This is a genomic window from Ensifer sp. ENS06, from assembly GCF_014852205.1.
GTDB lineage: Bacteria > Pseudomonadota > Alphaproteobacteria > Rhizobiales > Rhizobiaceae > Ensifer > Ensifer adhaerens.
Map to the genome: position 1 here is coordinate 14,037 of NZ_JACVBC010000010.1, position 24,606 is coordinate 38,642.

The window sequence follows — 24,606 nt, forward strand, 5'->3', positions numbered from 1 at the left end:
GGACGGAAACCCGCAAAAACCATGCCGGCTATGCCGGCGTGGTTCTGGTTGTCTAGTTTGCAGGCCAAGCTGCGTCAGCCCAAATGCGCTGAGGCCTTGGCGGCGGAGGAGCTCATGAAACGCCTTCTATCCAGCATCATCGACGGCCGCGGCTTCGATATCGGCCTCGTGAGCCTGCCGCTCGCCTTCCTGCTAACCCTGTCCGGCCTGCCACTGCTCTACAACATCGCCATGAGCTTTCAGGAGGTGGACATGTTCAGCCTCGGCAGCTTCTGGCGCCCGTTCGTCGGTCTCAAGAACTACCGCGATCTCTTCGCCCAGCCGGAAACCTGGCCGATCCTGGCCAATACCGCGACTTTCGTCGTCGCCTCGATCGCCGGTCAGTTCCTCGTCGGCTTTGGACTGGCGCTGTTCTTTTGGACAAATTTTCCAGGCGCCTCGTGGGTGCGGGGTCTGTTTCTGGTTTCCTGGGTGATGCCTGGCCTCGTGGTTGGCGCGATCTGGAATTGGATCCTGTCGGGTGATTTTGGCGTGCTCAACTTCATACTGCGGGAAACGGGCCTCATCGACAGTAATATCTTCTGGCGCTCGGATCCCGGTTACTCGCTCTGGGCCGTCATAATCGCGAATATCTGGCTCGGTACCTCCTTCAACATGATCCTGATGTCCGTCGGTCTGTCGGCCATTCCGCGGGACCTTTATGAGGCGTCCGAATTGGATGGTGCCAATGTCTGGCAACGCTTCTGGACGATCACGCTGCCGATGATGCGCTCGTCCATAGGGGCCATCATCGCGCTCGGGCTCATTTTCACGCTGCAGCAGTTCGATCTTTTCGCCTCGATCACCTCCGGAGGGCCGAACAATGCCTCCAACGTCACGCAATACTGGGCCTGGGATCTGTCTTTCCGGCAGTACGATTTCGCCAAGGGCGCGACGATCTCGGTGATCATGATCGTCTTTGTGATGATCGCTTCTGTCGTCTACGTGCGTTCGACACGGCATGAGGTGCGCGGATGAGCAACGTATCCCGGGATCGCCTGCTTCTCGCAATCGCGATCATTCTCGCCGGCCTTTATCTGTTCCCACTCTACTGGATGTACATCACCACGATCAAATCGGGGTCGGAGATGTTTGCCACTCCGCCGACCTTCTGGCCGAGCGATCCCCAGTGGCAAATCTTCGGCAACGTGTGGCAGAGCCGGAACATGGGCCGGTACATCTGGAACTCCTTGGTCATCGCCTGCGGAGCGGTCAGCGTCATCACCGTGCTTGGTGTTGGCTGCGCCTACGTGCTGGCGCGCTATCGCAACATCTGGATCGATATCGGGCTCTTCCTCATCCTCATGTTGCAGGTCCTTCCGGCGTCGCTGATGGTTACGCCGATTTTCGTGGGCTTTTCGCAAGTTGGGTTGCTCAACTATCCGCGGCTTGCCGTCATCCTGGCGATTGCGGCCAAGAGCATGCCGTTCTTCGTCGTCCTGGTGCGCGCGACCTTCATGAGCGTGCCACAGGAACTGGAGGAAGCAGCCCTTGTCGACGGCAACTCCAGGGTCGGCGCATTCTTCAATATCGTCCTGCCGCTCGCACGCAACGGCATCCTCGTCAGTGCGATCCTGATTTTCATGCAGGCCTTTGGCGAGTTCGTCTATTCGAAATCGATGATCCAGGCCGTCGAGCTGCAACCGGCAAGCGTGGGGTTGAACTCCTTCATGGGGCCAAACACCAATGAATGGAACAATATCATGGCCTACGCGGCGATCTACGTGACGCCGATCCTCGCCATTTTCGTCCTCCTGCAACGCCGCATCGTCTCTGGTCTTACCTCGGGAGCGCTCAAATGAATGCCCAGATCGAACTAAGGAACGTCAACAAGTATTATGGTGCCTACCATGCGCTGAAGGACATCGAGCTTTCGATCCGCAAAGGCAGCTTTACAGCTCTCGTCGGTCCGTCAGGTTGCGGGAAGTCGACGTTGTTGCGGTCTCTGGCGGGCCTGGAGAGCATATCGTCCGGTACGCTCAAGATCGCTGGCGAGGTGATGAATGCAGTGCCGCCGCGCAAGCGCGATGTGGCGATGGTGTTCCAGTCCTACGCGCTCTATCCGCACATGACGGTTGAGGAAAACCTGACTTATAGCCTACGCATCAGGGGCGTTGCCAAGGCCGAACGCAAGAAGGCGGCACATGAAGTTGCCGCCGTCACCGGGCTCACGCATCTCCTGGCGCGCTACCCGCGCGAGCTTTCCGGGGGTCAGCGGCAACGCGTAGCGATGAGCCGGGCGATTATCCGGCACCCAAAGGCGTTCCTGTTCGACGAGCCGCTCTCCAATCTTGATGCCGCACTTCGCGTTCATATGCGCAAAGAAATCCGCGCGCTGCACGATCGGCTGGGCGCCACGTCGGTCTATGTCACGCACGATCAGGTGGAAGCGATGACAATGGCGGACCATGTCGTCATCATGCGTGACGGCGTCATCGAACAACAGGGCAGTCCGCTTGAGCTTTATGACCGGCCGGCTAACAAGTTCGTGGCCGGCTTCATTGGATCTCCTGCCATGAATTTCCTGCCCGCGGTCGGCGGTCCGGACGGACGCTCGATCATCCTCGATGTCGGTACCAAACAAACGATCGCCCTTAACCGGACGGTGCAGCCAGGACAGGCCTTGAGCGTCGGCTTGCGTCCGGAGCATATCGAACTTGCGGCAGCCGATGAGGGCATTCTCTCAGCACCAGTGGCAATGATCGAATCGACCGGTGCGACGTGCTTTCTGACAATGGCAACCACGCCCGAGCTGTCGGTGGTCTTCAATGGCCGATCGGTCGCAAGAGCAGGCGACCGGGTCGGACTGAGCTTTGCTCCCGGCAGCATGCATCTTTTCGATGCCGATACCCAGCGCCGCCTTGCCGATTGAAGCCCAAACTATCCAGGCGCGCACCGCCAAAAAAGGAGCCTGCCGACGCCTCGGCCGTGCGTTCCCGGCCAACTCGTCGGTTCTCAGCGGTGGCTCGACCCGCTTCGAGGATCATGCTTTCCCGATCTGAGCGACACGGAGATTATTCGTGCTGCCTTCAGTCGCGAACGGGAATCCGCTGACGATGACAGTTTGAAAGTCCGTCCGACGCCGGTGAGGAACAACGATTTGAGCGTTTCGGGCGAATTTGAAGCCGGCCCGACCGTCGCAACGATCTTGGCCTTGCGGTTGCTGCGTGGGAGCATGATTTCTATCCGATCAGGATTGCGCGTATGTCATTGACGTTTGTGAGTGTTGGCCCGGTGACGACAAGGTCGCCAATCGCCTTGAATGCGGTGTAGCTGTCATGTTGTGAAAGCGCGGTGCGCGGAGCAATGCCGACTTGCTGCAGACGGGTAAGGGTGTCAGGAGTGACGAAAGCACCCGCAGCGTCCTCGACACCGTCGATACCGTCTGTGTCTCCGGCAATTGCCCAGATCGAATTTGCACCACTCAAGCCAATCGCAAGGCTCAGCAGGAATTCGGTGTTGCGGCCGCCACGTCCGGTCGAGCCTTTCGGCAAGGACACGGACGTTTCTCCGCCCGACAGGAGCACGGCTGGTCCCGCAACCGGTAAGCCCTTGTCGCGCGCGGAGAGCGCGATGCCGGCAAAGACTGTACCGACTTCTCTCGCTTCTCCCTCAAGCGCATCGCCAAGGATCAAGGGGCGGATCCCGTGAGATTGCGCAACTTGTGCCGCCGCATGCAGGGCTGTGGACGGTGAGGCTATCAGCCGCGTTTCTGCGTTAATCGGGGCGCTCGCCGCCGCGGAGCCGCCACCGTCGAGAACGGCGATCGCTTCCGGTGGAAGAGCGAGTTTGTAGCGCGCGACGATTTCGCGAGCCTCGACAACGCCCGTCTCGTTGGAGACAGTGGGTCCCGAGGCAATTTCGGAAGAGTTGTCGCCCGGCACGTCGGAGATCACGAGCGTGACGACCCTTGCAGGATATGCTGCCTGCGCGAGCCGTCCGCCTTTTATGTTTGAAAGCTGCTTTCGAACGGCGTTCATCTCCGAGATCGTCGCACCGCTGGCAAGCAGCATCCGGTTGACCTCCTTCTTGTCGGCCAACGTCATGTTGCCGGCTGGAGCAACCAGCAAAGCGGAACCGCCGCCTGAAATCAGGGCAATGACCAGATCGTCCGGCCCAAGGTCGCGGACCTTCTCAAGGATACGTGTCGCCGCCTCAACGCTCATCGCGTCGGGGACCGGATGGGCCGCTTCGACGATTTCGATGCGCCCGGCAGGAACTGCATGGCCATACCTCGTCACGACTAGTCCGGAAAGTTCAACGTCGCTCCATGCGGCGTCGAGTGCCGCCGCCATCGCAGCCGAAGCCTTTCCGGCTCCGATCACGATGCAGCGGCCCTTGGGCGGATCGGGCAGGTGGTTTGACACCACTCTAACCGGATCCGCGCTGGTGACCGCTGCGTCGAACATTTGACGCAGCGCATCGCGGGCGGATGTATCGCTAAAGGTCATTCGGCAGCAACGAGGATGTTTGAGCCGGCGATCGCCTCGCAAACGGCATCGGTCACCTGCTGTGTGGTGGCGGTGCCGCCGACATCAGGGGTGAGGATGCCTGCCTCGGTGACGCGTTCGACAGCCGTCATCAGTCTTGTCGCAGCGTCTTTTTCTCCAAGATGTTCGAGCATCTGGGCGGCCGTCCAGAAGGTGGCGATGGGGTTGGCGATGCCCTTGCCGGTGATGTCGAAAGCTGAGCCGTGAATCGGCTCGAACATTGATGGGAAGCGACGCTCCGGGTCGATATTGGCAGTCGGTGCGACGCCGAGGGAACCAGCAAGGGCGCCGGCGAGATCCGACAGGATGTCGGCATGCAGGTTGGTCGCTACAATGGTGTCAAGACTTTCCGGCCTCAGCGTCATGCGCACCGTCATCGCGTCGACTAGCATCTTGTCCCAGGTCACATCCGGGAATTCCTTCGAAACTTCGGCAGCGATCTCGTCCCACATGACCATGCCATGCCGCTGCGCGTTCGACTTGGTGACGACGGTCAAGAGCTTGCGCGGCCGCGACTGGGCGAGTTTGAAGGCGTAGCGCATAATGCGGGTAACGCCGACGCGTGTGAAGATGGCAACCTCGGTGCCAACTTCCTCCGGCAGCCCCTTGTGGGCGCGACCGCCGTGGCCCGAGTATTCGCCTTCGGAATTTTCTCGAACGATGACCCAGTCCAGGTCGCCTGGCCCGCAGTTGCGCAGCGGCGGAGTAATTCCTGGGAGTATCTTGGTCGGTCGGACGTTGGCGTACTGGTCAAAGCCCTGGCAGATTGGAAGACGCAGGCCCCAGAGCGTGATGTGATCGGGGACATCCGGCGCACCAACCGCACCAAAGTAGATTGCGTCGAACTTCTTGAGTGTCTCCAAACCATCGGCCGGCATCATGACGCCATGTTTTTTGTAGTAATCCGAGCCCCAGTCAAAGGTTTCGGAGTGGATCTTGAAGTCGCCGCTACGCTTCTCCAGCGCCTCAAGGACCTGAAGACCCGCTGCGATCACTTCCGGGCCAATTCCGTCGGCCGGTATCGCTGCAATTTTGTATTCGCGCATTGTTGTTCTCCAATCTGGATTTCAATGTTGAATGGAAGCCGTCCGAGTGGCCTCGCGGGAGGCCCCGCGAGCAAGGATCAGAGTGACCACTGCCGAAATCACGAGCAGTGCCGCGACGAAGTAGAGACCACCGGCAAAACTCCCTGTCGTGTCCTTGATCCAGCCGATCATCGAGGGGCCGACGAAGCCGCCGAGGTTGCCCAATGAATTGATGGTGGCGATACCAGCGGCTGCGGCCGGGCCTGAGAGGAACATCGTCGGCATGCTCCACAGCGGCGGCTTGGAGGCGCTGATCCCGATGTTCACAAGCGTCAGGGCGATCATCACGGCAAACACAGTCGTCGCACCGGTTGCAAAGACAAGGCCCGCGGCAGCCAGCAGACAGGCACCGACAACGTGCCAAGTGCGTTCGCCGGTCCTGTCGGAATGGCGTGCCCAGACAATCATGCCGATCACAGCAAAAACAGCTGGAATGGAATTGATCAAACCAACGTGGAAAGACGAAAGGCCAAAGCTCTTGATGATCTGTGGTGCCCAGATTCCGAGCGTGTAGAGACCTGCTGACGTGCCAAAGTAGATGAGCGAAAGTGCAAGGACCCTTACATCAGCGAGCCCTGCCCAGATGCCGTGGCTTGCCTTCACCTTGCCGGCCTGTTCCTGCTCCATGGTCTTCACAAGCCAAGCACGCTCGTCGTCGGTAAGCCACTTTGCCTTTTCCGGTCGGTCCGTCAGGAAAAACAATACGACCACACCGAAGATTACCGCCGGAACAGCTTCGATGATGAACATCCACTGCCAGCCGGCCAGGCCCCAGATGCCGTGCATCTCGAGAAGGGCGCCAGAAATCGGCGACCCGATGGCTGTTGCAAGCGGAGCAGCTGCCATAAACATCGCGGTGACCGCCGCTCGGCGACGCGCAGGAAACCAATAGCTCAGATAAAGAATGATGCCTGGGAAGAACCCAGCTTCGGCCACGCCCAGCAAGAAGCGCAGGGTGTAGAAGCTCGTCGTGCCTTGGACCAGCGCCATCGCACCCGATACCAGGCCCCAAGTAATCATCACCCGGGCAATCCAGATGCGGGCGCCGACTTTGTGGAGAATGAGGTTCGACGGCACCTCGAAAAGAAAGTAGCCGAGAAAAAAGATGCCCGCGCCCACGCCGAAGACGGTCGATGAAAATCCAAGGTCCTGGTTCATCGTCAAAGACGCGAAGCCGATGTTCACGCGATCGATGAACGCGATCAGGTAGAGAACCATGATGAATGGCACGATGCGCCATGTGATTTTGCGCAATACGCGCGTCTCCCGGTCGCTCGTCAAAACAAGCTCCTCCCTATGTTCGAACCCGGCGCGTCCTCTCGCGCTTGTCGAGAAGGTTAGTTTCTCCTTTCCTGCGCATGAAGGTTCATGCAATTATATAATTTGTTGATATAATGGAGGGCGTGGGGGTGGAACTCGAACAGCTCAGGTGTTTTGTCGCGGTCGCCGAAGAACTGCACTTTGGAAGAGCTGCCCAGAAGACGGGCATGCTGCCTGCTTCGCTCGGCCGGCACATCCGGTTACTGGAAGAATCTTTGCGAACGCAGTTGTTGAGTAGAACAACCCGAAGCGTGAGCCTGACCGATGACGGCGTGTCGCTTTTGCAAGAAGTGCGGCCGCTCCTGGGGCGGCTTGACGAAGTCGCCGAAAAATTTCGTGCAGCCCGACACAGGCCGTCCGCCATACTGCGCATCGGCGCGATCGATAGTGCTGCCGCCGGTCTCTTACCGTTGCTCTTGCAGGATTTTCGGGAGGCGGCGCCTGATGTCATCACCCAGATCATTGAAGACAAGTCTGTCCGGCTTATTCCGAAACTGCTGGCCGGGCGCCTCGACCTTGTTTTGATCCGTCCTCGCGATGGGATCAGCCGCACTCTGAATGTGCAGTTGCTGTTTCATGAAACGGCAGTTGTTGCGGTACCAATGGGGAGTGCTCTTGCTGGACGGTCCGAAATTACCGTCCAGGATCTGGCGGAAGAGCCATTGATCGTGCCAGAACGCCGCTCGCGACCGCACAGTCATGACCTCACAATGGGATTGTTCGCGGACTTTGACATGCGTCCCCGCGTCGCACAAATAGCCGATGAAAAGCAGACGATAATCAATCTGGTTGCCGCCGGAATCGGGTCCGCCATCGTTCCACGCTGGACCTCGAAACTTGCTGTGTCAGGTGTCAGCTACATCCCGCTCGCTCATCCATCGGGATCGCCGATGCATCGACTACCCCTCTCAGCCGCCTGGATGAAAGCGGTGCGAGATCCGTTGCGCGACACGATGCTCGCGTTGTTGCAGCACAATGTCGCGCGATACGCGGAATTTGCGTGAACGCCACGAGACGTAAAAGGCTGTCACGATCGCGATCCTCGGCCTGCGCGGGGGCCTTAGCCGGTCCACCGCATGGGTAGCTCTCAGCAGCAGTTTGTTCACGACGACGTGCGGCGCGCCCTGAGCTCACATGTTGCGCTCTGAATGCGCAATGAGTGCATCGGTGTTCGCTAAAAGTCGCCTTACGGCGTTACGGGCCGCGTTCGGGCGTTGAAGCCGAATGCTTTTCTCGATGTTCTCATGGAGCCTAAGGGCATGGACGAGGGTGCTGTCGTTCCGGGTTACCAGCAGGAAAAGGTGGTTGAGTGCGGATTCAATCAACGTCCCGAGCGGAATGAGGAGGTCATTTCCGGAAGCGCGCAGGATCGCGAGGTGGAACCGCGTGTCAGCTTGGGTGCGAGCCTGCAGCGTTGTCGCTTGCCCCATGTCTCTCAGTGCCTCGGTGATTTCGGCCATCTGTTCTTCGCTGCGGCGGATCGCTGCAAGGGCGGTGGCTTCCGGTTCGATGATGTGACGAAATTCCTGTACGGTCTTGAGGAACTGGATCCGATCCGGCGAGTGTGCGTACCAACTCAGGACGTCGCGGTCGAGCAGGTTCCAACGCTCCTTCGGCTCCACCCAACTGCCGATTTTTGGACGCGATGCGAGTAGCCCCTTGGCCATCAATATCTTGATCGCCTCCCTGACGGCGGTTCGGCTTACATTGAAGATTTCCGTCCACTGGGCCTCGTTCGGCAGGATCGTTCCCGGAGGATAGTCGCCACGCACGATCCTGAGCCCGATATCTTCGGCGAGCGACATATGAACGCTCGGCCCTGACATGCGCGGCGCGTCGAGCCGTCGGGTCGCACGCGCCGCCTCCGCGGTACCCGAGCCTGCGGAGCGTTTTTCTGGTCGCTGTTCAGCCATTCATCTTTTCTCGTATCTCGAACCCTCTAGCCACGCATTGCGTCACCTGCCGCCAACATAGGTCCGCCAGCTGTGTTGCGGCTGAAAACCGAGCATCGCGCGCGCCTTCCGGTTCGACAGAAGTGTCTCGTATTCGCCAAGCTGTCCTTTGACCGGTACGCCCCGATAGAACCGGTCGATCAGCTCTTGCGTCGGAAGGTCTGAAGACGTCTCGTCGTTCGCTGCATTGAAGATCTGGAACCCGAGACCATCCGTGTCGATGGCCCTGAGGGTGATCTGGCCGAGGTCCCGCGCGTCGATGTAGCTCCAGGCGATGCGCTTTCGAAATCCAGGGTCGGCAAACCAGCCTGGGAAAAGGTGGTATTCGTTGGGCTCGATCACATTTCCAATGCGCAATGCATAGATGTCGGCTCCGCTTCTGAGCGCAAAGGCGCGCGCGGTCCTTTCGTTCACCACCTTGGAGAGCGCGTAGCTGTCCATCGGATCGACGTCATAGTCCTCATCGAGCGGAAAATAGTGCGGGTTTCGTGGCTCATTGGCGAAGACGAGACCGTAGGTCGTTTCGCTGGATGCGATGACGATCTTGCGGATGCCAAGTTTCGCCGCCGCCTCAATGACATTGTAGGTGCCCATCACATTGATGCGAAAGAGTTCATTGTCAGGCGCGATCAGGATGCGCGGGATCGCCGCGAAATGAACAACGGCATCGATCGGTTGCGGCGCAAGCGACGGGTCGAATTCGTGCAGGCCGGTGTAGCTCGACAGTGCATTGAACACTTGGCCGCTGTCGGTAATGTCGGTGATCAGCGTGCGTACTTTCGGGTTATCGAGGGGCTTCGTGTCGAGGTTGAGCACCTGATGGCCCTGCTCGAGGAGGTATTGCACGACATGGCGACCAGCCTTGCCGCTACCTCCGGTGAAGATGATCCGCTTGGTCATTGCGCTCTCCGTGCTTTGCAAAATTGGGGAATGGTCTTGTCGATGATAGTTCGCCGAAGGGAACTTCCAAGCGGGGTCGTTGCAAGGAGTCGCGGCCGGCCGTCAAGCGTGCTGACCGCGCTCGCTGCTCATGGGGCGGAGGCGCCGGAGGCCGTCAAAGGGCGCTCCGGCCACCGTTCCTATTTCTGGATGCAGGTATCGGCCGTATCCTTGGTGCATTCATCGAGACCGGTAAATACCGGATCGTCTACCGGCTTGCCGGCGATCAGGTCGAGCATGACCGATGGCGCCTTGTAGCCCATTTCGAAGGGTCGTTGGCCGACAAGTGCGGTCACGAGACCCTCCTTGGCGATCGCCACTTCCTCTCCGATCGTATCGGCCGCGCCGATGACGAATTCATTCTTCGCAATCTTGTCTGCCATCGGCTTGAACAGATCGCGATAGGGTTGCGGCGCACCGAACAGTGGCCAACCACCCATGATGCCGAAGGCGTCGAGATCGGGATTGGCCGCAAGAATGTCCGTCATCGCCTGCACGCCTTTGGCGCCGTCGTCATTGGTAAAGACCGGGCAGCCAGCAACCTCGGTCCAGCCACCTTCACCCTTTAGCTCGGCCAGCCCGTCCTTGCCGGTCAGCACGTCACGCATCCCTTGAGCACGGCGCAGGATGTTATCAGCGCCAGGGTTCCCTTCGATCGTGCAGATCTTGCCGCCGTTCGGTTTTGCCTTCTTGATGTAGTCCGCGATCCGCGCGCCCATCGTATAGTTGTCGGTACCAAGATAGGTCTTTCGCAGGCCCGCATCTTCCTTGGCAAGGTCGGCGTCAAGCGTCATGACCGGGACTGTCGGGTTTGCCGACTTCAACGTCTGGGCGATCAGCTTGGCGTTGGAAGGCGAAATGGCGATCGCAGCCGTGCTGGGCTTGCCGAGCATGTCCTGGACGATCTGCGCTTCTCCTGCTTCGTCGGAAGTCGACGCCGGGCCGGTATAGAAGCATTCATATTCCGAGCTTGTGTTTTCCTTGTTCCACTTCTGGCAACCCTGATTGATCGCCTCGAAGAAGGGATTGTCGAGACCCTTGACGACGATGACGAGCTGCTTTTTCGTCTGGGCGCCGGCGGGGCCGGCGGCCAGCGCCAGCGCTGCGACTGCGAGCACCAATGCTTTCCTCATTTTATCCTCCCGTTGAAACAAGCGGACACCCTCTGTCCGCGGCACAAATCAACCCGGATACCAGACGATACGAGGGTCACTTGGTGGACGCTCGTATTGAAAGGCCTGGTCGATAAGCTTTTCGAGATCGTATTCCGGTTGCCAGTCCAGCAGGAATTTTGCCTTGCTGTTGTCCAACCAGTTTGAGTGGAAATGGCTTGGAACATCGACCGACGGCAGGCCGCGCGTGCGTTCGAGATAGCTTGCGACCTCGCCGTAATCGACCGGACGATCCATGGCGATGTTGAAACGTTGACGCTCTGCGTGCGGATTGTCGATCGTGCTGAGGATCGCTGACACAAGGTCGCTGACGTGGACGAAGTTGCGCTTGAGCGGTCTTCCGTCGGCATCGCGCAGTAATGGTACGGTTCCGGCCTTTGCGTGGCGCCTGGCTTCATGGGGCGGAAAATACGTCTTCCAGTCCGGTCCACCGAAAACGTCGTCGCCGAAGGAAAGCGAGTGCCTGAAGTCGTCCTTTTCCATGATCCACGGCGCACGCAGGCAGCAGACGTTCATCCCATATTGGACTGAGTACTGCTCGACCATCACCTCCTCGAGGACTTTGGAGAGCGCGTAGCTGCCGGGATAGGCGCGATGCGGTGTCACCTCGGTTATCGGTCCTTCATGGCGATAGAAGAAATGGCCGACCGCGGCGTCGCCGCCGATCAGAATGAACTGCCGGGCTGTTGGGCTCATTCTGAACGCTTCGAGCAGCCAAAAGAGACCTTTGACGGTCACATCCATGACGTCGGCGGGCGTTTCCTTGCAGGTCGCCAGATGCACGATATGGGTCGCGCCGGCAATCGCAGCGTCAGCGACCGCGCGATCGGCGATGGAGCCGCGGATAATCTCGAGGCGCTCGCTTGGATTGAGCACGCGGTTGTGGCAGAGCGCGCGAATGCGCGCTTTCGAAAAACGTGGTCGGTCAAGCAGCGTGGATATGAGGTGCTGCCCGACCTTGCCCGTTGCCCCGGTGACAAGGATAAGCATGCTTATCTCCCAGTAGTAGCTAATATATGATTGCGACTTTCGTCAATGTCTAATTGTCATACAAATAAGGTTTGTCAGACGAGAGATCATTGACGCGGTTGTGATGATTTGCGTAAATAAGCAATCTCTCACTCAAGGGGCGGGCATATTGTGACGCGCCTTGGTGAAGGCCGCGCGTCTTGGGAGTTTGGAAGGCTGGTCGTGCTGCTAGAACTCAGCAATATTTCCAAGCACTTCGGGGCCATACAGGCCGTCAATGACATTTCGCTGTCGTTAGAGGCGGGCCAGGTTGTCGGATTGATGGGCGACAACGGCGCCGGCAAGTCGACTCTCGTCAAAATGATTGCGGGAAACTTTCGACCGAGCGAAGGCACGATGCGCCTCAATGGCAGCGAAATCGTGCTGCATCGCCCGGTCGAGGCGCGGCACTTCGGAATTGAGATCGTGCACCAGGATCTTGCCCTTTGTGACAATCTCACCGCGGCGGCGAACGTTTTTCTCGGACGCGAACTGAGGCGGGGCATCGGCCCATTGGGCGTGCTCGACTACAAGGCAATGTACCGGAGGGCCGCGGAGATCTTTAAGGAACTCCGTTCCGAGACCAGAGCACGCGACCTCGTGAAACAGATGTCGGGCGGTCAACGCCAGGCGGTGGCGATTGCGCGTACGATGATTTCGGAGGCGAAAATCGTTCTGATGGACGAGCCGACCGCGGCCATTTCCGTGCGCCAGGTCGCTGAAGTGCTCCATCTCATCCGACAACTGCGCGATCGTGGCATTCTGGTTGTGCTTATCAGCCATCGCATGCCCGACGTATTCGATGTCGCCGATCGCGTCGTTGTCATGCGCCGAGGCCGAAAGGTGGCGGACAAGCCAATCATCGAGACCTCTCCGGAAGAGGTGACAGGGCTTATTACTGGCGCCATTGAGGGTGGATAGAGGAAAACGATCTGGGTCTTTTGCGCCGGAGGAACGCGAGGTTAACATGGCAACGACGCTGCACGAGACGATAGCCCATAGGCAGCGCACGCTCGCAGCAACAGTCCTGGGCAGCCAGACCTTCTGGGTACTGGTCGCCGTCATTCTCGCCTGCATCTTCCTGTCATTCGCCACCGACAGTTTCGCAACGGCAAAGAACCTCTACAACATCACCCGCAACGTCACTTTCATCGCAATCATCGCGCTCGGGATGACGCTTGTCATCATCACCGGTGGGATTGATTTATCGGTAGGGTCGGTGCTCTGCCTGTGCAGTATGGTACTTGCAGTCACGATGCATGCGGGATACGGCATAGGGACGGGCATTGCCGTCTCGGTCGCCACGGCATTAGTGATCGGCGCGTTCAATGGCATCTTGATTGCCTATCTCGGCTTTCCGCCCTTTGTCGTAACGCTCGGCATGCTCTCGGTTGCCCGGAGCCTGGCCATGGTCGCGTCCAACAATACTGTCGTCTTCGAATTTGGCCCCGATCATGCCAAGCTGCTGGCGCTGGGCGGTGGGGCGGTCTTCGGTATCGCCAATCCAGTGATCTACATGATCGTGCTGGCGCTCCTGACCGGCTTCGTGCTGCGGTGGACGCGGATCGGCCGCTACATTTACGCCATTGGTGGCAACGAAAAGGCGGCCGTTGCCACGGGCCTTCCCGTACGACCCATCAAGGTCTGCGTCTATATGATCTCGGCGCTGTCGGCTGGCATCGCCGGCATCATTCAGACCGGCTGGCTGGGTGCTGTGACGACCAATATTGGAGCGGGCATGGAGTTGCAGGTCATCGCTGCGGCAGTGATTGGGGGCGCTAATCTCGCTGGCGGCGCAGGTACTGCCTTCGGCGCACTTGTCGGTGCGGCACTCATCGAGGTGATCCGCAATAGCCTCGGACTTCTCGGCATCAATGCGTTCTGGCAGGGGACATTCATCGGCGGCGCGATAATCCTTGCAGTCCTTTTCGATCGCATCCGCAATTTCCGCCAAAGCGAGTAGCGCACACGCCCTGCAGCACGCGATTTTCTCACGCGTTGGTCGCGCACGCCAGTGCGCGCGGTAGTGCGAGTTTGTGTTCTATTCCCGGTGGAGAACGCGTTCATCACCCGCCTACCATTCTTCGAAGGCCGCTTGCGGTCGTGAAGGCTGCTCGGACCTATGCGTCTCACTGGAGAGGAGAGGCATGACGGATCCAGCATGCTGTGGCTCGGGGTGCTCGCTACCCATAGGCATACGAGCCAGCGCCTATGGCCATCAGGGCCAGGAGACGGGGATACTTATGACCGAGGGCAAAGAGGTCGAGATTTGGTCGAGGGCAAGCTCGACGGTGTTGCACTTGGTGAGGCAATTTACGGCCAAACCCGCAGCGCCACACTAGCCATTCGGCAGTTCTTTGAGCATTGTCAGTCGGTTTCCAGGCAACAGAGCGATGATTTTGTCCTGTTCAAGAGCGTAGAGCACCTCCAGGATTTCATCCTGCGAGAATCCTGCCGAGGTCAAAGGATCGCCGACTTCAAACACGTTGATGGACATGTCCGGCATAGCCTTCAATGCGCGTAGGCGCTCGATCAATGCGATTTCGGTTTCCGTGAATCTGCTCATACCAACTACATAACGCTCTTCGGGCAGATGTCTCATGGCCATTGCACGTCTGCCGTCATCGCTATGACCATGGTCCGCGGATCGAGCTGTTCCAGCGGATCGAGCTCTTCCAGTTGCACGACCTGCGCACGGCCTGGCGGCGGCCCTCGGCTACGCGGTGTTGTCACGAAGCGTTGACGGCGTTGTGAAAAAGCCCCACCTTCGCCGGAGCGATGATGGGGCTCCTACCTTGATCCGGAGGGATCCGAGATCATCAGCAAAGCAAAAACACGAATGTACGGAAAAGGTTCCCGCTTGCTGGGCCGCCTTGGCCGGTTCCGAGAGGGGAAGGCATCGAGGCTTGCCGCCTTTGTGGGCGGTTCGCATTTGATCCGACGTATTCGTCATTTTTCGCAGAGCCTTCGCTCCCCGAAATAGGGTTGGTAGCTGCAGTCCGATGGCCGGAAGGAGCGATAGCTGCGAGAGCAAGCGGTGATGTTGCAGCTCTGAGGCGGAGCGCTGTCGTCAACCAGAACGCCCGCTGCGGGGGTCGCCAACGCTTCCCGCATGAAATCCCGCCAAATCTGCGCTGGCATATCCCCGCCCGTTACGCCTTTCATCGGCGTGTCGTCGTCGTTGCCGACCCAGACCCCTGCGACAAGCGGCTCGGTGAACCCGACAAACCAAGCGTCACGATTGTTCTGGCTGGTGCCGGTCTTGCCAGCAGCAAACGCGCCGGGGTCGGCTGCGCGCCCGGTACCGCGTTCCACAACAAGCTGTAGAAGGGAAAGGAGATCGCGCCGATAGGGGGCCAGATCCACGCTTGGCGTATCTTTTGCCCCGACTCGAAAAGCCGTTGCTTGGTTCGAAGCCTGAAATTCGATAATTCCCCTGGGTTCAACGGGGGCCTTGCCGAATTGCACGGACGCATAGGCACTTGTCAGGTCAAGCAAGCTGACCTCGGACGTGCCTAACGCCAGCGAAGGCGTATCGACAAGTGGCGCGTCGATCCCGAGTTCACGCGCGGCACTGATCACCTTGTCAAGGCCGACATGTTGGGCGAGCGCCACTGTTGGCGCGTTGAGAGACCGGGCGAAGGCCTCAGCGATCGTGACCCAGCCGCGATAGCGGCCGCCGGAATTCTCTGGTGACCAGCCGTTGATTTCGATCGGTGCGTCCAGTACCCGGTCGGATAAGGAAAGTCCGGCCTTCAGAGCGGCATAGTAAACGAACAACTTGAAGGTGGAGCCCGGCTGCCGTTTTGCCGTGACGGCACGGTTGAACTGGCTCTCTTTGTAATCGCGGCCGCCGACCATGGCCACAACCGCTCCATCCGGGGTCATTGCCACCAATGCGGCCTGAGATGCACCAACAGTTCTTCCCTCAGTATCCAAGGCCCTCTTGATGACCCTTTCGGCAATCCCCTGAAGCCGGGGAACAAGCGTCGTTCGAACTGTGGTCGAGCCCGGCGAAGTCCCGGCGATTTCGCTCGCCTGCGGTGAGACCCAGTCCGCAAACCAACTGCCGGATCGGGGCGTTGGCGTTGTCGGGTGGAGGGTAGCAAAGCTCGCCTTGATCTGCGCAGCCTTTGACGCGTCAACCTTGCCGTTCGCAACCATCGCGTCGAGGACGACCGATGTGCGCTTTCGGGAACCTTCAAGATTGTCGATCGGGTTCCATAGGCTAGGAGCCCGCAACAATCCCGCCAGAAGCGCCGATTCCGAAAGGTTTAGCGCTCCGATATCCTTGTTGAAATAAATGCGTGCGGCGGCCGGCATACCCGTTGCGCCAGCGCCAAGATAGGCGCTGTTGAGGTAACGCGTCAGGATTTCCTGCTTTCCGAGTTTCCACTCCAGCCACAGGGCAATCACAAACTCCTGTATCTTTCGTTTTACCGTACGATCGCTGTCGAGATACTGCAACTTGATGAGCTGCTGGGTGATCGTGCTACCACCCTCCACAACCGACCCTGCCTTGAGGTTTCGAAGAAGCGCTCGTCCGATGCCTCTGATATCGATGCCGAAGTGGTCCATGAACCGCCGGTCTTCAACAGACAGTACCGCATCGATCAGTTGTGGCGTGAATTGGTCGAACTGTGCGTAAGGTCCTTGATAAGGTCCTTGTCTGACCAGCGGCTGACCGTCCGCGGTTTCCAACACCACGATAGGCTTTAGTGTACCGTCCCTGATCTCGGCCCAAGGGACATCTTTTAGCGCCCACACCAAGCCCGTTACACCAACCAGAATACAGAAAACGGCGGTCAGCCGCACCGCCGATTTCCACCTGGCTTTCCTTTGCAAGACAGGCTGGCTAGACCGGCGAAGCGCTCGTCCTGCCTTTTTGGGAGCGTTCGCAAGTGCCCCGCCGAGATTTTTCAGCAGAAATGAAAGAGTTTGCTTATCCGCAGCCTGGACCTTGGTCTTTACGGACGAAGCAGCCGCCCGGACCTTGACCTTGACCGCTGTTGAGATAGCCCGCAAATCGTCGTGAAGCGCACGAAGCAGAGCGTGCGCTGCCTGTCGGGTCTGCTCAAACGGCAGAGGCAGATGTTCGCTCGTTCCAGCTCGGATGAACGGGTCAGCGTCTGCGCTGTGATCCGCCTCTTTTGTTGCCGCGGGGGCTCTCTGGGCGAGCACTTCCGCCTTTTGATGGTCGTCCGACCCAGTGCCACTTCGTGTAGAGACGTGAGGATTGCGGGGCATTTTTTAAGACGCTCAAACCCTTAATGACTTAGAGCACTGTGGCGGGTTCTCAACGTACGGCAAAGACGCTGGTTCCAGCCAAAGGAAATACGCCGCCATCATCAGTGCGCGCGTCACGACAGGTGGGACCTAAAAATCCCAACCGTGGCGGGCGCGAGCTTAGGTCTTGAGACTGCCTTTACCAGCCCGCGAACTGCGAAACAACTGTATCCGGAACGTCGGAGACTTCGGCGAAAGCTCGATCCAGAACGTTTAATGCCTGAACGATGTCGGTGTCCGGGACGGTCAGCGGCGGAGTCATCTCCAGAACATTTGCGTTCATCCCGACACAGTAGACGACGAGGCCGAGTTCATAGGCCCGATAGATAAGTTTTGCTGCTTCCGCTCGCGCTGGAGCCCGTGTCTGCCGATCGAGAACGAGGTCGACGCCGCAGGCAAGACCTCGACCGCGGATATCGCCGATCAGTTGATATCGTTCGGCAAGCCTTGCCAGGCCGTCGCGCAGCAGTTTGCCTTTGCGCTCCGCTTCCTGCGCAAGCTCGTCGCGCTCAATGGTTTCAAGAACGGCAAGGCCGGCGGCAGTAGAGATCGGATTGCCGTGGAGCGTCTGCATGGCAAAGGCGCTGGCACAATCGAGGATGCGTGCCGGGCCGATCGCGGCAGAAAGCGGCAGCCCGCCGCCAAGACCCTTGCCGATGGTCAGGATGTCGGGGACGAAATCCTCATGTTCGAAGCAATGCAGGCGGCCGCTGCGGCCAAGCCCGACCTTCACTTCGTCGCAGACGACGAGCACACCGTATTCCCGGCAGATCGCGGAAAAGGCTTTAAAAAAACCGGTTGGCGGAACGATCAGGCCGCCGTCTGACTGGATCGGCTCGATGAAGGCGACCGCGAAACGCTCCGGCGCCGCCTCAAGTCGCTCCCGTAATTCTGCGAGTATCGCACCACCTGTCGGGTCGTCGTGGTAGGGCCGGTAGGGATCGGGGTACGGTAGCAGGAGCAGTCCGTCCGCCTTGGTCGCGCCCGCCTGGACGCTGTGGCCGGAAAAAGCCATCGAGCCCACGGTACAGCCGTGGTAGGCGCCGACGAAGGCGATGACGCCCGACCGTCCCGTCGCCTTGGTGACAGCGCGGAAGACCGCCTCGTTGGCATCGGATCCGGAATGACCGAACCAGACCTTGTTGTCGCCCGATCCGGGAAAGGCCGTGAGGAGTTTTTCGGCAAGGGCCGCCGCCGGTCCATTGGCGGCAGAAAGAACACTGGCGCCGGCGGGATTTGCCGCAGCACCGGAGATTGCCTCAACCAGCGCCGGGTGGCCATAGCCAAGGCTCGCCGCCCCCCATGCCCCGGAGAGGTCGATCAGTTCGCGGCCGTTTTCCTCCGTCAGCCTCGCGCCGCGGCCACCGGTCACTGCAAGCGGGAAGAAGCGCAGCTTCTGTAGGTTGGCGACTGCCGCTTGGTCTCTCTCGTAGAGTGCGGTCACGGGGCTTCCCCTACGCTAGCTTTAAGACACCGGGTGAGACGCTCGCCCCAGGCAGTGACGCCCGCATCCGTATCGATCAGATCGTGGCGCACCTCGACCAGAACGCCCGGAAGCCCACGCGCGTCGGCATGAACCGGCACGGTGTAATCCTCGTCGGGATGGATGTTGTAGGGCTCGTTGTCACCGATCGTCAGCTGGCTTTCGCTGGCCAGTTCTCGGATCAGCGAACCGGCAAAATCGACGGCGTCGCGATAGAGGATGCCGGCCTGCCAGGGGCGCGGCTTGCCGAAATAGACCGGCGTGAAGCTGTGGATGCCGACGACAAATGGCCGCTTGCCTTCGCCTTCGAGCCGGTCGAGACGGCGGCTGACCGCTTCAGCGAAGGGCGTGAACAGCGTATCGATCCGCTGCTGCCGCTCTTCGTCGCTCAGGTTTCGGTTGGCGGGGATCTCCGTCGTCTCGCTGATCTCGGGGATCATCGAGGGGGCGGGAAGCGGCCGGTTGCAGTCAATCACCAACCTTGAATAGTTGGTGAAGAACAGTGGTGCATCGAGGCTGAGGCTTAGGTGCTGAGCCAGCGCCATGGCGCCGATATCCCAGGCGATGTGGCGCTGGCGCTCGTGCAGCGGAAGCCCCATATCGCCGAGCGCGCGTGGCATCCGGTTGGAGGCGTGCTCGCATAAGAGCAGGATCGGGGAGGTGCCGTCCGGGTTGAAGACCGCATAGGGCGGCAGTTCGTCGATCGAAAGCAGCGGCGCGCTCGGGTCGTGTCGCGCGCCGGGTTCTAGGCTCTTGATGGCCGTTGTCGAGGTCATGGGTTGCCCATCCGTCAATCAGTAGACCGCCGCATAGCGGGCACAAAGTTCGTCCGGCGAGAGCCCATCGACGATCTCGATCTCCTTGCGCTTCATCGCCATGTAGCAGTCAAGGAAATCTCGAGAGAACCAGCCCGTGACGACCGGATCGGCGGCGAGCGTATCCAGAGCTTCCGGCAGGCTCGCGGGCAGACGACGAATACCGAGCTTCTCCTGCTCTGCCGCCGAGAAATCGGAGGGGTCGGAATTGATCAAGGGCGGCTGTTCGAGCCCGGCCTTGATGCCTTCGAGGCCGGCCTTCAACAAGACGGCCAGCGACAGATGCGGGCTGGCGCATGCGTCGGCGGCGCGGTATTCCATGTTGAACTGCCTGGCCGGATTGCTGCCGGGAAGGTCCAGTGTCGGGCAGATCCTGAGCGTCGCTTCGCGGTTCTTTTCGCCAAGGCAGGTGTAAGCGGCGCTCCAATGGTGCGGCACGAGCCGCATGTAGGAAAGCACCGACGGAGCGGTAAAGGCGGTCAGCGCCGGCAGATGCTTGATGACGCCGGCGGCAAAGGCGCCGGCGATCTTGGAGAGCCTGCCGGGGCGCGAGGCGTCAAAGGTCACCGGATTGCCGTCGAGATCGGTGAAGCTCACATGCAGGTGCACGCCGTTGCCGACGCCATTCGAGACCGTCTTCGGGGCAAAACTCGCATTCCAGCCGAAGAGGGCGGCGACTTCCTTGGTGATTGCACGGATGGTAGCGCCGCGATCGGCGGCGGTCAGCGCGTCGGCGGGACGGCAGGTGATTTCGAACTGGTCCTTTCCGTATTCCGGCAGGAACATTTCCGGCTCGGCGCCGGCTTCCTGCAAAGCGGTCATCAGCAGAGACCCGAAGGGTTCGGCACGGCGCTGGGCGCGCAGGCCGAAGGACGGCGCATCCGGCCAGTCGACGCCGAGCAACTGGAACTCCTGCTCGACGGCTGAAATGACTTTGAGGCCGACTTGTTCGTATTCCTTCAGCGTCTGTTTCAGGAAGCTGCGTACGCAGCAGTCCCAGGCATTGCCTTGGAGGTCGGTGATGTCGGCGTGATAGAAATGCAGCGGCGTCTCGTCTGGCAGGCAGGTGACGCGCGCCTTGCTGTCGGGGTCGGCCATCAGCCGGAGGTCGCCGGCCGAGCCCCAGGGATTGTTCTCGGCAATCAGGTCGAAGGGCGTGAGCGCCAGGTTGGCCGGCACCCAGCCGACACCCTTGCGCAGGTAGCTGTCGATCTCGGAAGCCGCAAAACTGCGGCCGCGCGTGATGCCGGCGATGTCGGTCGTGACGAAGGTGGCAAGTTCCGTCAGTGCGGCGGCCGCCTTGCCGTTGTTGGTTTCCGTCATGGGGTTCCCCTCTATTCGTTCATTTTTTAGGCGGCGACTCAGGCTTGGCGCAAAGTGCCGAGGCGGCTGACCACCGTCTCAGTGTCGGTCGTCCAGCAATAGCCGGAGTAGGCACGAAGGGCCGCGTCATGGCGCTGCTCGCTATAGGTGGCGCAGGCGTCGTTGACGACGGTGACAAGGTAACCGCGGTCGGCGGCGTCGCGCACCGCCATGTCGACGCACTGGTCGGTGATGACGCCGGCGATGATCAGGTAGCGGGTGTTGAGGTTGCGCAGGACGTAGTCGATGTTGGTCGAGTTGAAGACGCCCGACGACGTCTTCGGCAGCACGATCTCGTTGTCGATGGGCGAAAGTTCCGGAATGACCTGCCCCTCCGGAGAACCTTTCGGCACGTGCATGTCGGAGAGCTTGTGGTCGAGCGAGCGGTCGCGGCCGTCGAGCGTCAGGCTTTCGATGATCGTGTGCAGCACATCGCAACCGGCCTTTCGCGCCGCCTCCAGAATGCGTACCTGGTTTGGGATGACGGTCTGGCGCAGGCGCCTGTGATAATAGCTCTCGGCGTCCTGCGGGTGGGTCGGGTCGAGGTTCGGCTCGCACCAGATGCGCTGCATGTCGACGAACAGCAGCGAGGTGCGGCCAGCCTCATAGGCGCTGTCGCGCCTCAAGCGATCGTCGCCAACCTTGACAGTGACTGCACTCATTCGAATTCTCCTCGGTTTATTTTGGTTCGCCGGGACGGCGGAAAGGGTCAGCGGTCGTCTTCAACGGCTGGATTGAAGGCGTCCTCCGTGATGGCGTATCCGCGGCGCAGGTCCTCCATGCGCTCGATGCGACCACGTGACTGCGTGGCAAGGCGGGCGGTAAGTGCCGCAATCACCGCCTCCGTCTGGGCAATCGCCGGCACCATCGTGTCGTAGGGCGAGACCGTGTCGACGGGTGCCGTCAGCGTCACTGTCGCGAAATCGGCGATCGGCGAGAGCCAGCGGTCAGTAAAGAGCACGATGCGCGATCCTTGCTCGGCCGCCTGACGAGCAAAGCGGATCGTGTCGTTCTGGTAGCGGCGATAGTCATAGACGAAAAGCACGTCGCGCTTGCCGAGGTCGACAAGCTGATCGACCTGGTCGGCCTGACTGCCGTTGATCCAGCGCGTGTCGCCCCTGAGCTGCTTCATGTGCGACCAGAGGAGGCCCGCGAGAAAGCCGCTGAAGCGGCCGCCGAGGCAATGGATGCGAGCGCTCATGTCGGCCGCCGCATCCACGGCTGCCTCGAAGTCTTCCGAAGGCAGCATTTGCATCGAAGACTCCAGCGCATGGATGCTGGCGCGAAGGAAGTACTGGTAGAAGTTCTCTTGTTCCAGCGACGGGCGGCGCGCGTCGAGCATGGAGAGCGGCGAGCTCATGCGCTCTTGGACTTCACTGAGCAGCGCCTTCTGGAACTCCGGATAACCCTCAAAGCCCAGTGTGTTGGCAAAGCGCACGACGGTCGGATTGCTGACGCCGGCAGCGGCCGCGAGATGCGCGACCGTGTTCAGCCCTGCTGCCGGATAATTCGACAGAAGCTGCCTGACGATCTTCAGTTCCGAGCGCGTGAAGGTAATTGCGCCGTCTGTCAGTCGGTCCCGGATTGCCACGATTTCTGCCTCCCAAAAACGATGGCGTGAATTCCGATTTCTAATTTTTGTTACATAATTGCTAGCAGATAATGTTTTTTGAAACAAGATTGACATTTGGTCGATCTGCGATAACGTTCATGTCGGGAACGGGCCCGAGCCAAAAAATACGCGGCCGGGCCAAAATCTGGGGGAATGCGGATGGTGCGCGTCAGGCGAGAAACCGTCGTTGGTATCCTTGTAGCGTCGCTGCCGCTTTTGGCCGCTGCCGCCATCGCCTGGTTGTTCTTTCCGGGCAGCGGCGAGCGCCTGGTGACGCTTTACATGATCAACGTCATCGCCGTGCTCGGCATCGGCATCTATGCCGGCAATTCCGGTATCGTTTCCTTCGGCCATGTCGGCTTCATGGCGATCGGTGCCTATGCGTCGGGTCTGTTGACGCTAAATCCGATCATCCAAAAGACAGCGTTGCCACATCTCCCGGAATGGCTGGCCGGGATGGGCATGCCCTTCCTTCCGGCACTTGCGATTGCGCTTGTCGTGGTTGCGCTCGTCGCGGTGCTGATCGGCATTCCCGTGGCGCGCCTTGGCGGCTCATCGGCTTCGATCGCGACCCTTGGTTTCCTCGTCATCGTGCATGTTGTGCTCGTCGCCTCGACCGATTTCACCCGCGGCAGCCAGACCTTTTTTGGTATTCCCCGCGCGGTCAATCTCTGGGTGGCGGTGCCCTTTGCTATCGCTGCCGTGGTGGTTGCGCGTCTCTATCGGGATTCGAGTGCTGGCTTGAAGCTTCGGGCGTCGCGCGAAGACGAGATCGCCTCGAGCGCCGTCGGCGTCAATGTCAAACTGCAGCGCTTCTTCGCCTGGGTTCTCGGTGCGGTGCTTGCAGGCGCTGCTGGCGCCTTGCTGGCCCATTTCCTCGGCGCGTTTTCGCCGAAGGACTTCTACTTCAACCTCACCTTCATGCTTTTGGCGATGCTGATCCTCGGCGGTATCACCACCGTCTCGGGTGCCGTCGGCGGCGCTGCCGTAATCATGCTGATTGTCGAACTCCTGCGCAAGCTCGAGGGTGGCGTCGATCTCGGCTTCCTCAAGCTGCCGACCGTCTTCGGCCTCACCGACATCGGGATCGGCGTGGCAATCCTCGTCGTGATGTACCGCCTGCAGGATGGCCTCTTCGGTGTGCGCGAACTTGACGAGCGCTTCGGCTGGTTCAAGCGCTCCACAGAGAAGGACGTTGTGCCGGTGAAAAGCGTGCCTGCGTCCGAGGCCGCTGCAGCCGGTCACGGCTCTCTCCGGGTCGAAAATCTCGGCAAGAAATTTGCCGGCCTCGTGGCGCTCGAGAACGCCAATTTCGAGATCAAGCCCGGTATCGTCACTGGCCTTATCGGCCCGAACGGTGCGGGCAAGTCCACGCTGATCAACAGTGTGTCCGGCGTCGTGCCGCCGTCGACGGGCCGCGTGCTGATCGATGGCCAGGATGTGGCGTCGCTTGCCGTTCACGCGGTTCCCGTCGCGGGCCTTGCCCGCACCTTCCAGAACATCCGTCTCTTCAAGAACCTAACGGTCATCGAGAACGTCACGGTCGCGGCGAGCGCCTTGAAGGCGGGCGGTGAGGATCCCGCTGCCCGTGCCTTGACGGTGCTTTCGGAAGTGGGCCTCGCGGAATTTGCCGACCGGCTGGCCGGCACGCTTTCCTACGGTGCGCAGAGGCGGCTAGAAATCGCCCGCGCGCTGGCGCTGAAGCCGCGTTACCTGCTGCTCGACGAGCCGGCTGCCGGCATGAACCCGGCCGAGACCGAGGAATTGATGCATGTGCTCGACCGCATCCGCACGAAATACCGCCTCGGCCTGCTCGTCGTCGAGCATGACCTGAAGCTGATCATGCGGCTCTGCGATGTTGTCGTCGTGCTCAACAAGGGCCAGCAGATCGCCATCGGCACACCGGCGGAAATCCAGGCTAACCCTGATGTCATCGAGGCCTACATCGGCCGCCGCCGCTCAGCGGCGCAGGCGCGCAACGCGCCCGTCGGGACCCCCGTTCTGCCGTCCGGCGCGCCGGGCCTGCATAAACCAGCATAAATC

Annotated in this window: 21 protein-coding genes; 7 read left to right on the forward strand and 14 right to left on the reverse strand. The window is 60.2% G+C overall.

The features are described from left to right. Positions 1-114 precede the first annotated feature (114 nt). Genes IB279_RS26845 through IB279_RS26855 form a run of 3 tightly spaced genes read left to right on the forward strand, consistent with a single transcriptional unit; the run spans position 115 to position 2,911 of the window. Positions 115-1,017 carry a carbohydrate ABC transporter permease gene (locus tag IB279_RS26845; RefSeq protein WP_060584395.1) on the forward strand — a complete coding sequence of 301 codons (903 nt, stop codon included), beginning with the start codon at positions 115-117 and terminating at the stop codon, positions 1,015-1,017. Continuing rightward, the gene (locus IB279_RS26850; protein WP_034798680.1) at positions 1,014-1,841 is read left to right on the forward strand and encodes a carbohydrate ABC transporter permease; all 828 of its coding nucleotides are present in this window, start codon (positions 1,014-1,016) and stop codon (positions 1,839-1,841) included. Before IB279_RS26845 ends, IB279_RS26850 begins: the two co-directional genes overlap by 4 nt. Then, positions 1,838-2,911 (forward strand): ABC transporter ATP-binding protein, encoded by a 1,074-nt coding sequence (locus IB279_RS26855; RefSeq protein ID WP_034798682.1) that lies wholly within the window; start codon positions 1,838-1,840, stop codon positions 2,909-2,911. Before IB279_RS26850 ends, IB279_RS26855 begins: the two co-directional genes overlap by 4 nt. A 310-nt stretch (positions 2,912-3,221) precedes the next feature. Here the strand turns inward: IB279_RS26855 and IB279_RS26860 are convergent, their stop codons facing one another. From IB279_RS26860 to IB279_RS26870, 3 genes are read right to left on the reverse strand one after another with little or no spacing between them, the layout of a single operon-like run. Beyond that, positions 3,222-4,490: a glycerate kinase gene (locus IB279_RS26860; protein WP_090301578.1), complete on the reverse strand. Its 1,269-nt coding sequence runs from the start codon at positions 4,488-4,490 to the stop codon at positions 3,222-3,224. Continuing rightward, positions 4,487-5,575, reverse strand: coding sequence for a tartrate dehydrogenase (locus tag IB279_RS26865; protein ID WP_034798686.1), 1,089 nt, complete (start codon positions 5,573-5,575; stop codon positions 4,487-4,489). The genes IB279_RS26860 and IB279_RS26865 overlap by 4 nt, the downstream gene beginning before the upstream one ends. A 21-nt stretch (positions 5,576-5,596) precedes the next feature. Continuing rightward, positions 5,597-6,895, reverse strand: a complete 1,299-nt coding sequence (locus IB279_RS26870) for an MFS transporter (protein ID WP_034798689.1) — start codon at positions 6,893-6,895, stop codon at positions 5,597-5,599. 128 nt (positions 6,896-7,023) lie between these two features. On the opposite strand from IB279_RS26870, the gene IB279_RS26875 reads away from it, so the two are divergent. After that, positions 7,024-7,938 carry a LysR family transcriptional regulator gene (locus tag IB279_RS26875; protein WP_034798776.1) on the forward strand — a complete coding sequence of 305 codons (915 nt, stop codon included), beginning with the start codon at positions 7,024-7,026 and terminating at the stop codon, positions 7,936-7,938. Positions 7,939-8,064: 126 nt separating this feature from the next. Here IB279_RS26875 and IB279_RS26880 read toward each other — a convergent pair whose 3' ends face one another. From IB279_RS26880 to IB279_RS26895, 4 genes are all read right to left on the reverse strand, one after another. Beyond that, positions 8,065-8,847 (reverse strand): FadR/GntR family transcriptional regulator, encoded by a 783-nt coding sequence (locus IB279_RS26880; RefSeq protein ID WP_060609421.1) that lies wholly within the window; start codon positions 8,845-8,847, stop codon positions 8,065-8,067. Between the two features lie 42 nt (positions 8,848-8,889). Then, entirely contained in the window at positions 8,890-9,786 is an 897-nt protein-coding gene (locus tag IB279_RS26885) for an NAD(P)-dependent oxidoreductase (RefSeq protein ID WP_060609418.1), read from the reverse strand. 179 nt (positions 9,787-9,965) lie between these two features. Beyond that, the gene (locus tag IB279_RS26890) at positions 9,966-10,958 is read right to left on the reverse strand and encodes a sugar-binding protein (RefSeq protein WP_060516756.1); all 993 of its coding nucleotides are present in this window, start codon (positions 10,956-10,958) and stop codon (positions 9,966-9,968) included. Between the two features lie 48 nt (positions 10,959-11,006). Then, the gene (locus IB279_RS26895) at positions 11,007-11,987 is read right to left on the reverse strand and encodes an NAD(P)-dependent oxidoreductase (protein WP_060516755.1); all 981 of its coding nucleotides are present in this window, start codon (positions 11,985-11,987) and stop codon (positions 11,007-11,009) included. Between the two features lie 150 nt (positions 11,988-12,137). On the opposite strand from IB279_RS26895, the gene IB279_RS26900 reads away from it, so the two are divergent. Beyond that, positions 12,138-12,926: an ATP-binding cassette domain-containing protein gene (locus tag IB279_RS26900; RefSeq protein ID WP_234798880.1), complete on the forward strand. Its 789-nt coding sequence runs from the start codon at positions 12,138-12,140 to the stop codon at positions 12,924-12,926. Positions 12,927-12,972: 46 nt separating this feature from the next. Next, positions 12,973-13,968, forward strand: coding sequence for an ABC transporter permease (locus IB279_RS26905; protein WP_060516753.1), 996 nt, complete (start codon positions 12,973-12,975; stop codon positions 13,966-13,968). Positions 13,969-14,343: 375 nt separating this feature from the next. On the opposite strand, the gene IB279_RS26910 is transcribed toward IB279_RS26905, so the two are convergent. The 7 genes from IB279_RS26910 to IB279_RS26940 form a co-directional block, all read right to left on the reverse strand. Continuing rightward, positions 14,344-14,613: a hypothetical protein gene (locus tag IB279_RS26910; RefSeq protein WP_244546903.1), complete on the reverse strand. Its 270-nt coding sequence runs from the start codon at positions 14,611-14,613 to the stop codon at positions 14,344-14,346. Between the two features lie 341 nt (positions 14,614-14,954). Continuing rightward, the gene (locus tag IB279_RS26915) at positions 14,955-17,252 is read right to left on the reverse strand and encodes a PBP1A family penicillin-binding protein (RefSeq protein WP_113506347.1); all 2,298 of its coding nucleotides are present in this window, start codon (positions 17,250-17,252) and stop codon (positions 14,955-14,957) included. Between the two features lie 178 nt (positions 17,253-17,430). Then, complete coding sequence (locus IB279_RS26920; RefSeq protein ID WP_060529750.1) at positions 17,431-18,735, reverse strand: aspartate aminotransferase family protein; 1,305 nt, start codon at positions 18,733-18,735, stop codon at positions 17,431-17,433. After that, the gene (locus IB279_RS26925; RefSeq protein ID WP_051659457.1) at positions 18,732-19,550 is read right to left on the reverse strand and encodes an N-formylglutamate amidohydrolase; all 819 of its coding nucleotides are present in this window, start codon (positions 19,548-19,550) and stop codon (positions 18,732-18,734) included. Before IB279_RS26925 ends, IB279_RS26920 begins: the two co-directional genes overlap by 4 nt. 18 nt (positions 19,551-19,568) lie before the next feature. Then, positions 19,569-20,912 carry a glutamine synthetase family protein gene (locus IB279_RS26930; protein ID WP_060516739.1) on the reverse strand — a complete coding sequence of 448 codons (1,344 nt, stop codon included), beginning with the start codon at positions 20,910-20,912 and terminating at the stop codon, positions 19,569-19,571. 38 nt (positions 20,913-20,950) lie between these two features. Further along, the gene (locus IB279_RS26935) at positions 20,951-21,613 is read right to left on the reverse strand and encodes an isochorismatase family cysteine hydrolase (protein WP_082566430.1); all 663 of its coding nucleotides are present in this window, start codon (positions 21,611-21,613) and stop codon (positions 20,951-20,953) included. Between the two features lie 47 nt (positions 21,614-21,660). Beyond that, positions 21,661-22,542: a MurR/RpiR family transcriptional regulator gene (locus IB279_RS26940; RefSeq protein WP_034798710.1), complete on the reverse strand. Its 882-nt coding sequence runs from the start codon at positions 22,540-22,542 to the stop codon at positions 21,661-21,663. 180 nt (positions 22,543-22,722) lie between these two features. On the opposite strand from IB279_RS26940, the gene IB279_RS26945 reads away from it, so the two are divergent. Continuing rightward, entirely contained in the window at positions 22,723-24,603 is a 1,881-nt protein-coding gene (locus IB279_RS26945) for an ATP-binding cassette domain-containing protein (RefSeq protein WP_192340026.1), read from the forward strand. Positions 24,604-24,606: the final 3 nt, after the last annotated feature.

Bases quoted from the DNA above. Each gene is read 5' to 3' on its own strand.
- IB279_RS26945 (WP_192340026.1), top strand. From the start codon at position 22,723: ATGGTGCGCGTCAGGCGAGAAACCGTCGTTGGTATCCTTGTAGCGTCG.
- IB279_RS26855 (WP_034798682.1), top strand. From the start codon at position 1,838: ATGAATGCCCAGATCGAACTAAGGAACGTCAACAAGTATTATGGTGCC.
- IB279_RS26850 (WP_034798680.1), top strand. From the start codon at position 1,014: ATGAGCAACGTATCCCGGGATCGCCTGCTTCTCGCAATCGCGATCATT.
- IB279_RS26910 (WP_244546903.1), bottom strand. From the start codon at position 14,613: ATGGCCATGAGACATCTGCCCGAAGAGCGTTATGTAGTTGGTATGAGC.
- IB279_RS26905 (WP_060516753.1), top strand. From the start codon at position 12,973: ATGGCAACGACGCTGCACGAGACGATAGCCCATAGGCAGCGCACGCTC.
- IB279_RS26935 (WP_082566430.1), bottom strand. From the start codon at position 21,613: ATGAGTGCAGTCACTGTCAAGGTTGGCGACGATCGCTTGAGGCGCGAC.
- IB279_RS26930 (WP_060516739.1), bottom strand. From the start codon at position 20,912: ATGACGGAAACCAACAACGGCAAGGCGGCCGCCGCACTGACGGAACTT.
- IB279_RS26860 (WP_090301578.1), bottom strand. From the start codon at position 4,490: ATGACCTTTAGCGATACATCCGCCCGCGATGCGCTGCGTCAAATGTTC.
- IB279_RS26845 (WP_060584395.1), top strand. From the start codon at position 115: ATGAAACGCCTTCTATCCAGCATCATCGACGGCCGCGGCTTCGATATC.
- IB279_RS26915 (WP_113506347.1), bottom strand. From the start codon at position 17,252: ATGCCCCGCAATCCTCACGTCTCTACACGAAGTGGCACTGGGTCGGAC.
- IB279_RS26895 (WP_060516755.1), bottom strand. From the start codon at position 11,987: ATGCTTATCCTTGTCACCGGGGCAACGGGCAAGGTCGGGCAGCACCTC.
- IB279_RS26925 (WP_051659457.1), bottom strand. From the start codon at position 19,550: ATGACCTCGACAACGGCCATCAAGAGCCTAGAACCCGGCGCGCGACAC.
- IB279_RS26865 (WP_034798686.1), bottom strand. From the start codon at position 5,575: ATGCGCGAATACAAAATTGCAGCGATACCGGCCGACGGAATTGGCCCG.
- IB279_RS26880 (WP_060609421.1), bottom strand. From the start codon at position 8,847: ATGGCTGAACAGCGACCAGAAAAACGCTCCGCAGGCTCGGGTACCGCG.
- IB279_RS26890 (WP_060516756.1), bottom strand. From the start codon at position 10,958: ATGAGGAAAGCATTGGTGCTCGCAGTCGCAGCGCTGGCGCTGGCCGCC.
- IB279_RS26885 (WP_060609418.1), bottom strand. From the start codon at position 9,786: ATGACCAAGCGGATCATCTTCACCGGAGGTAGCGGCAAGGCTGGTCGC.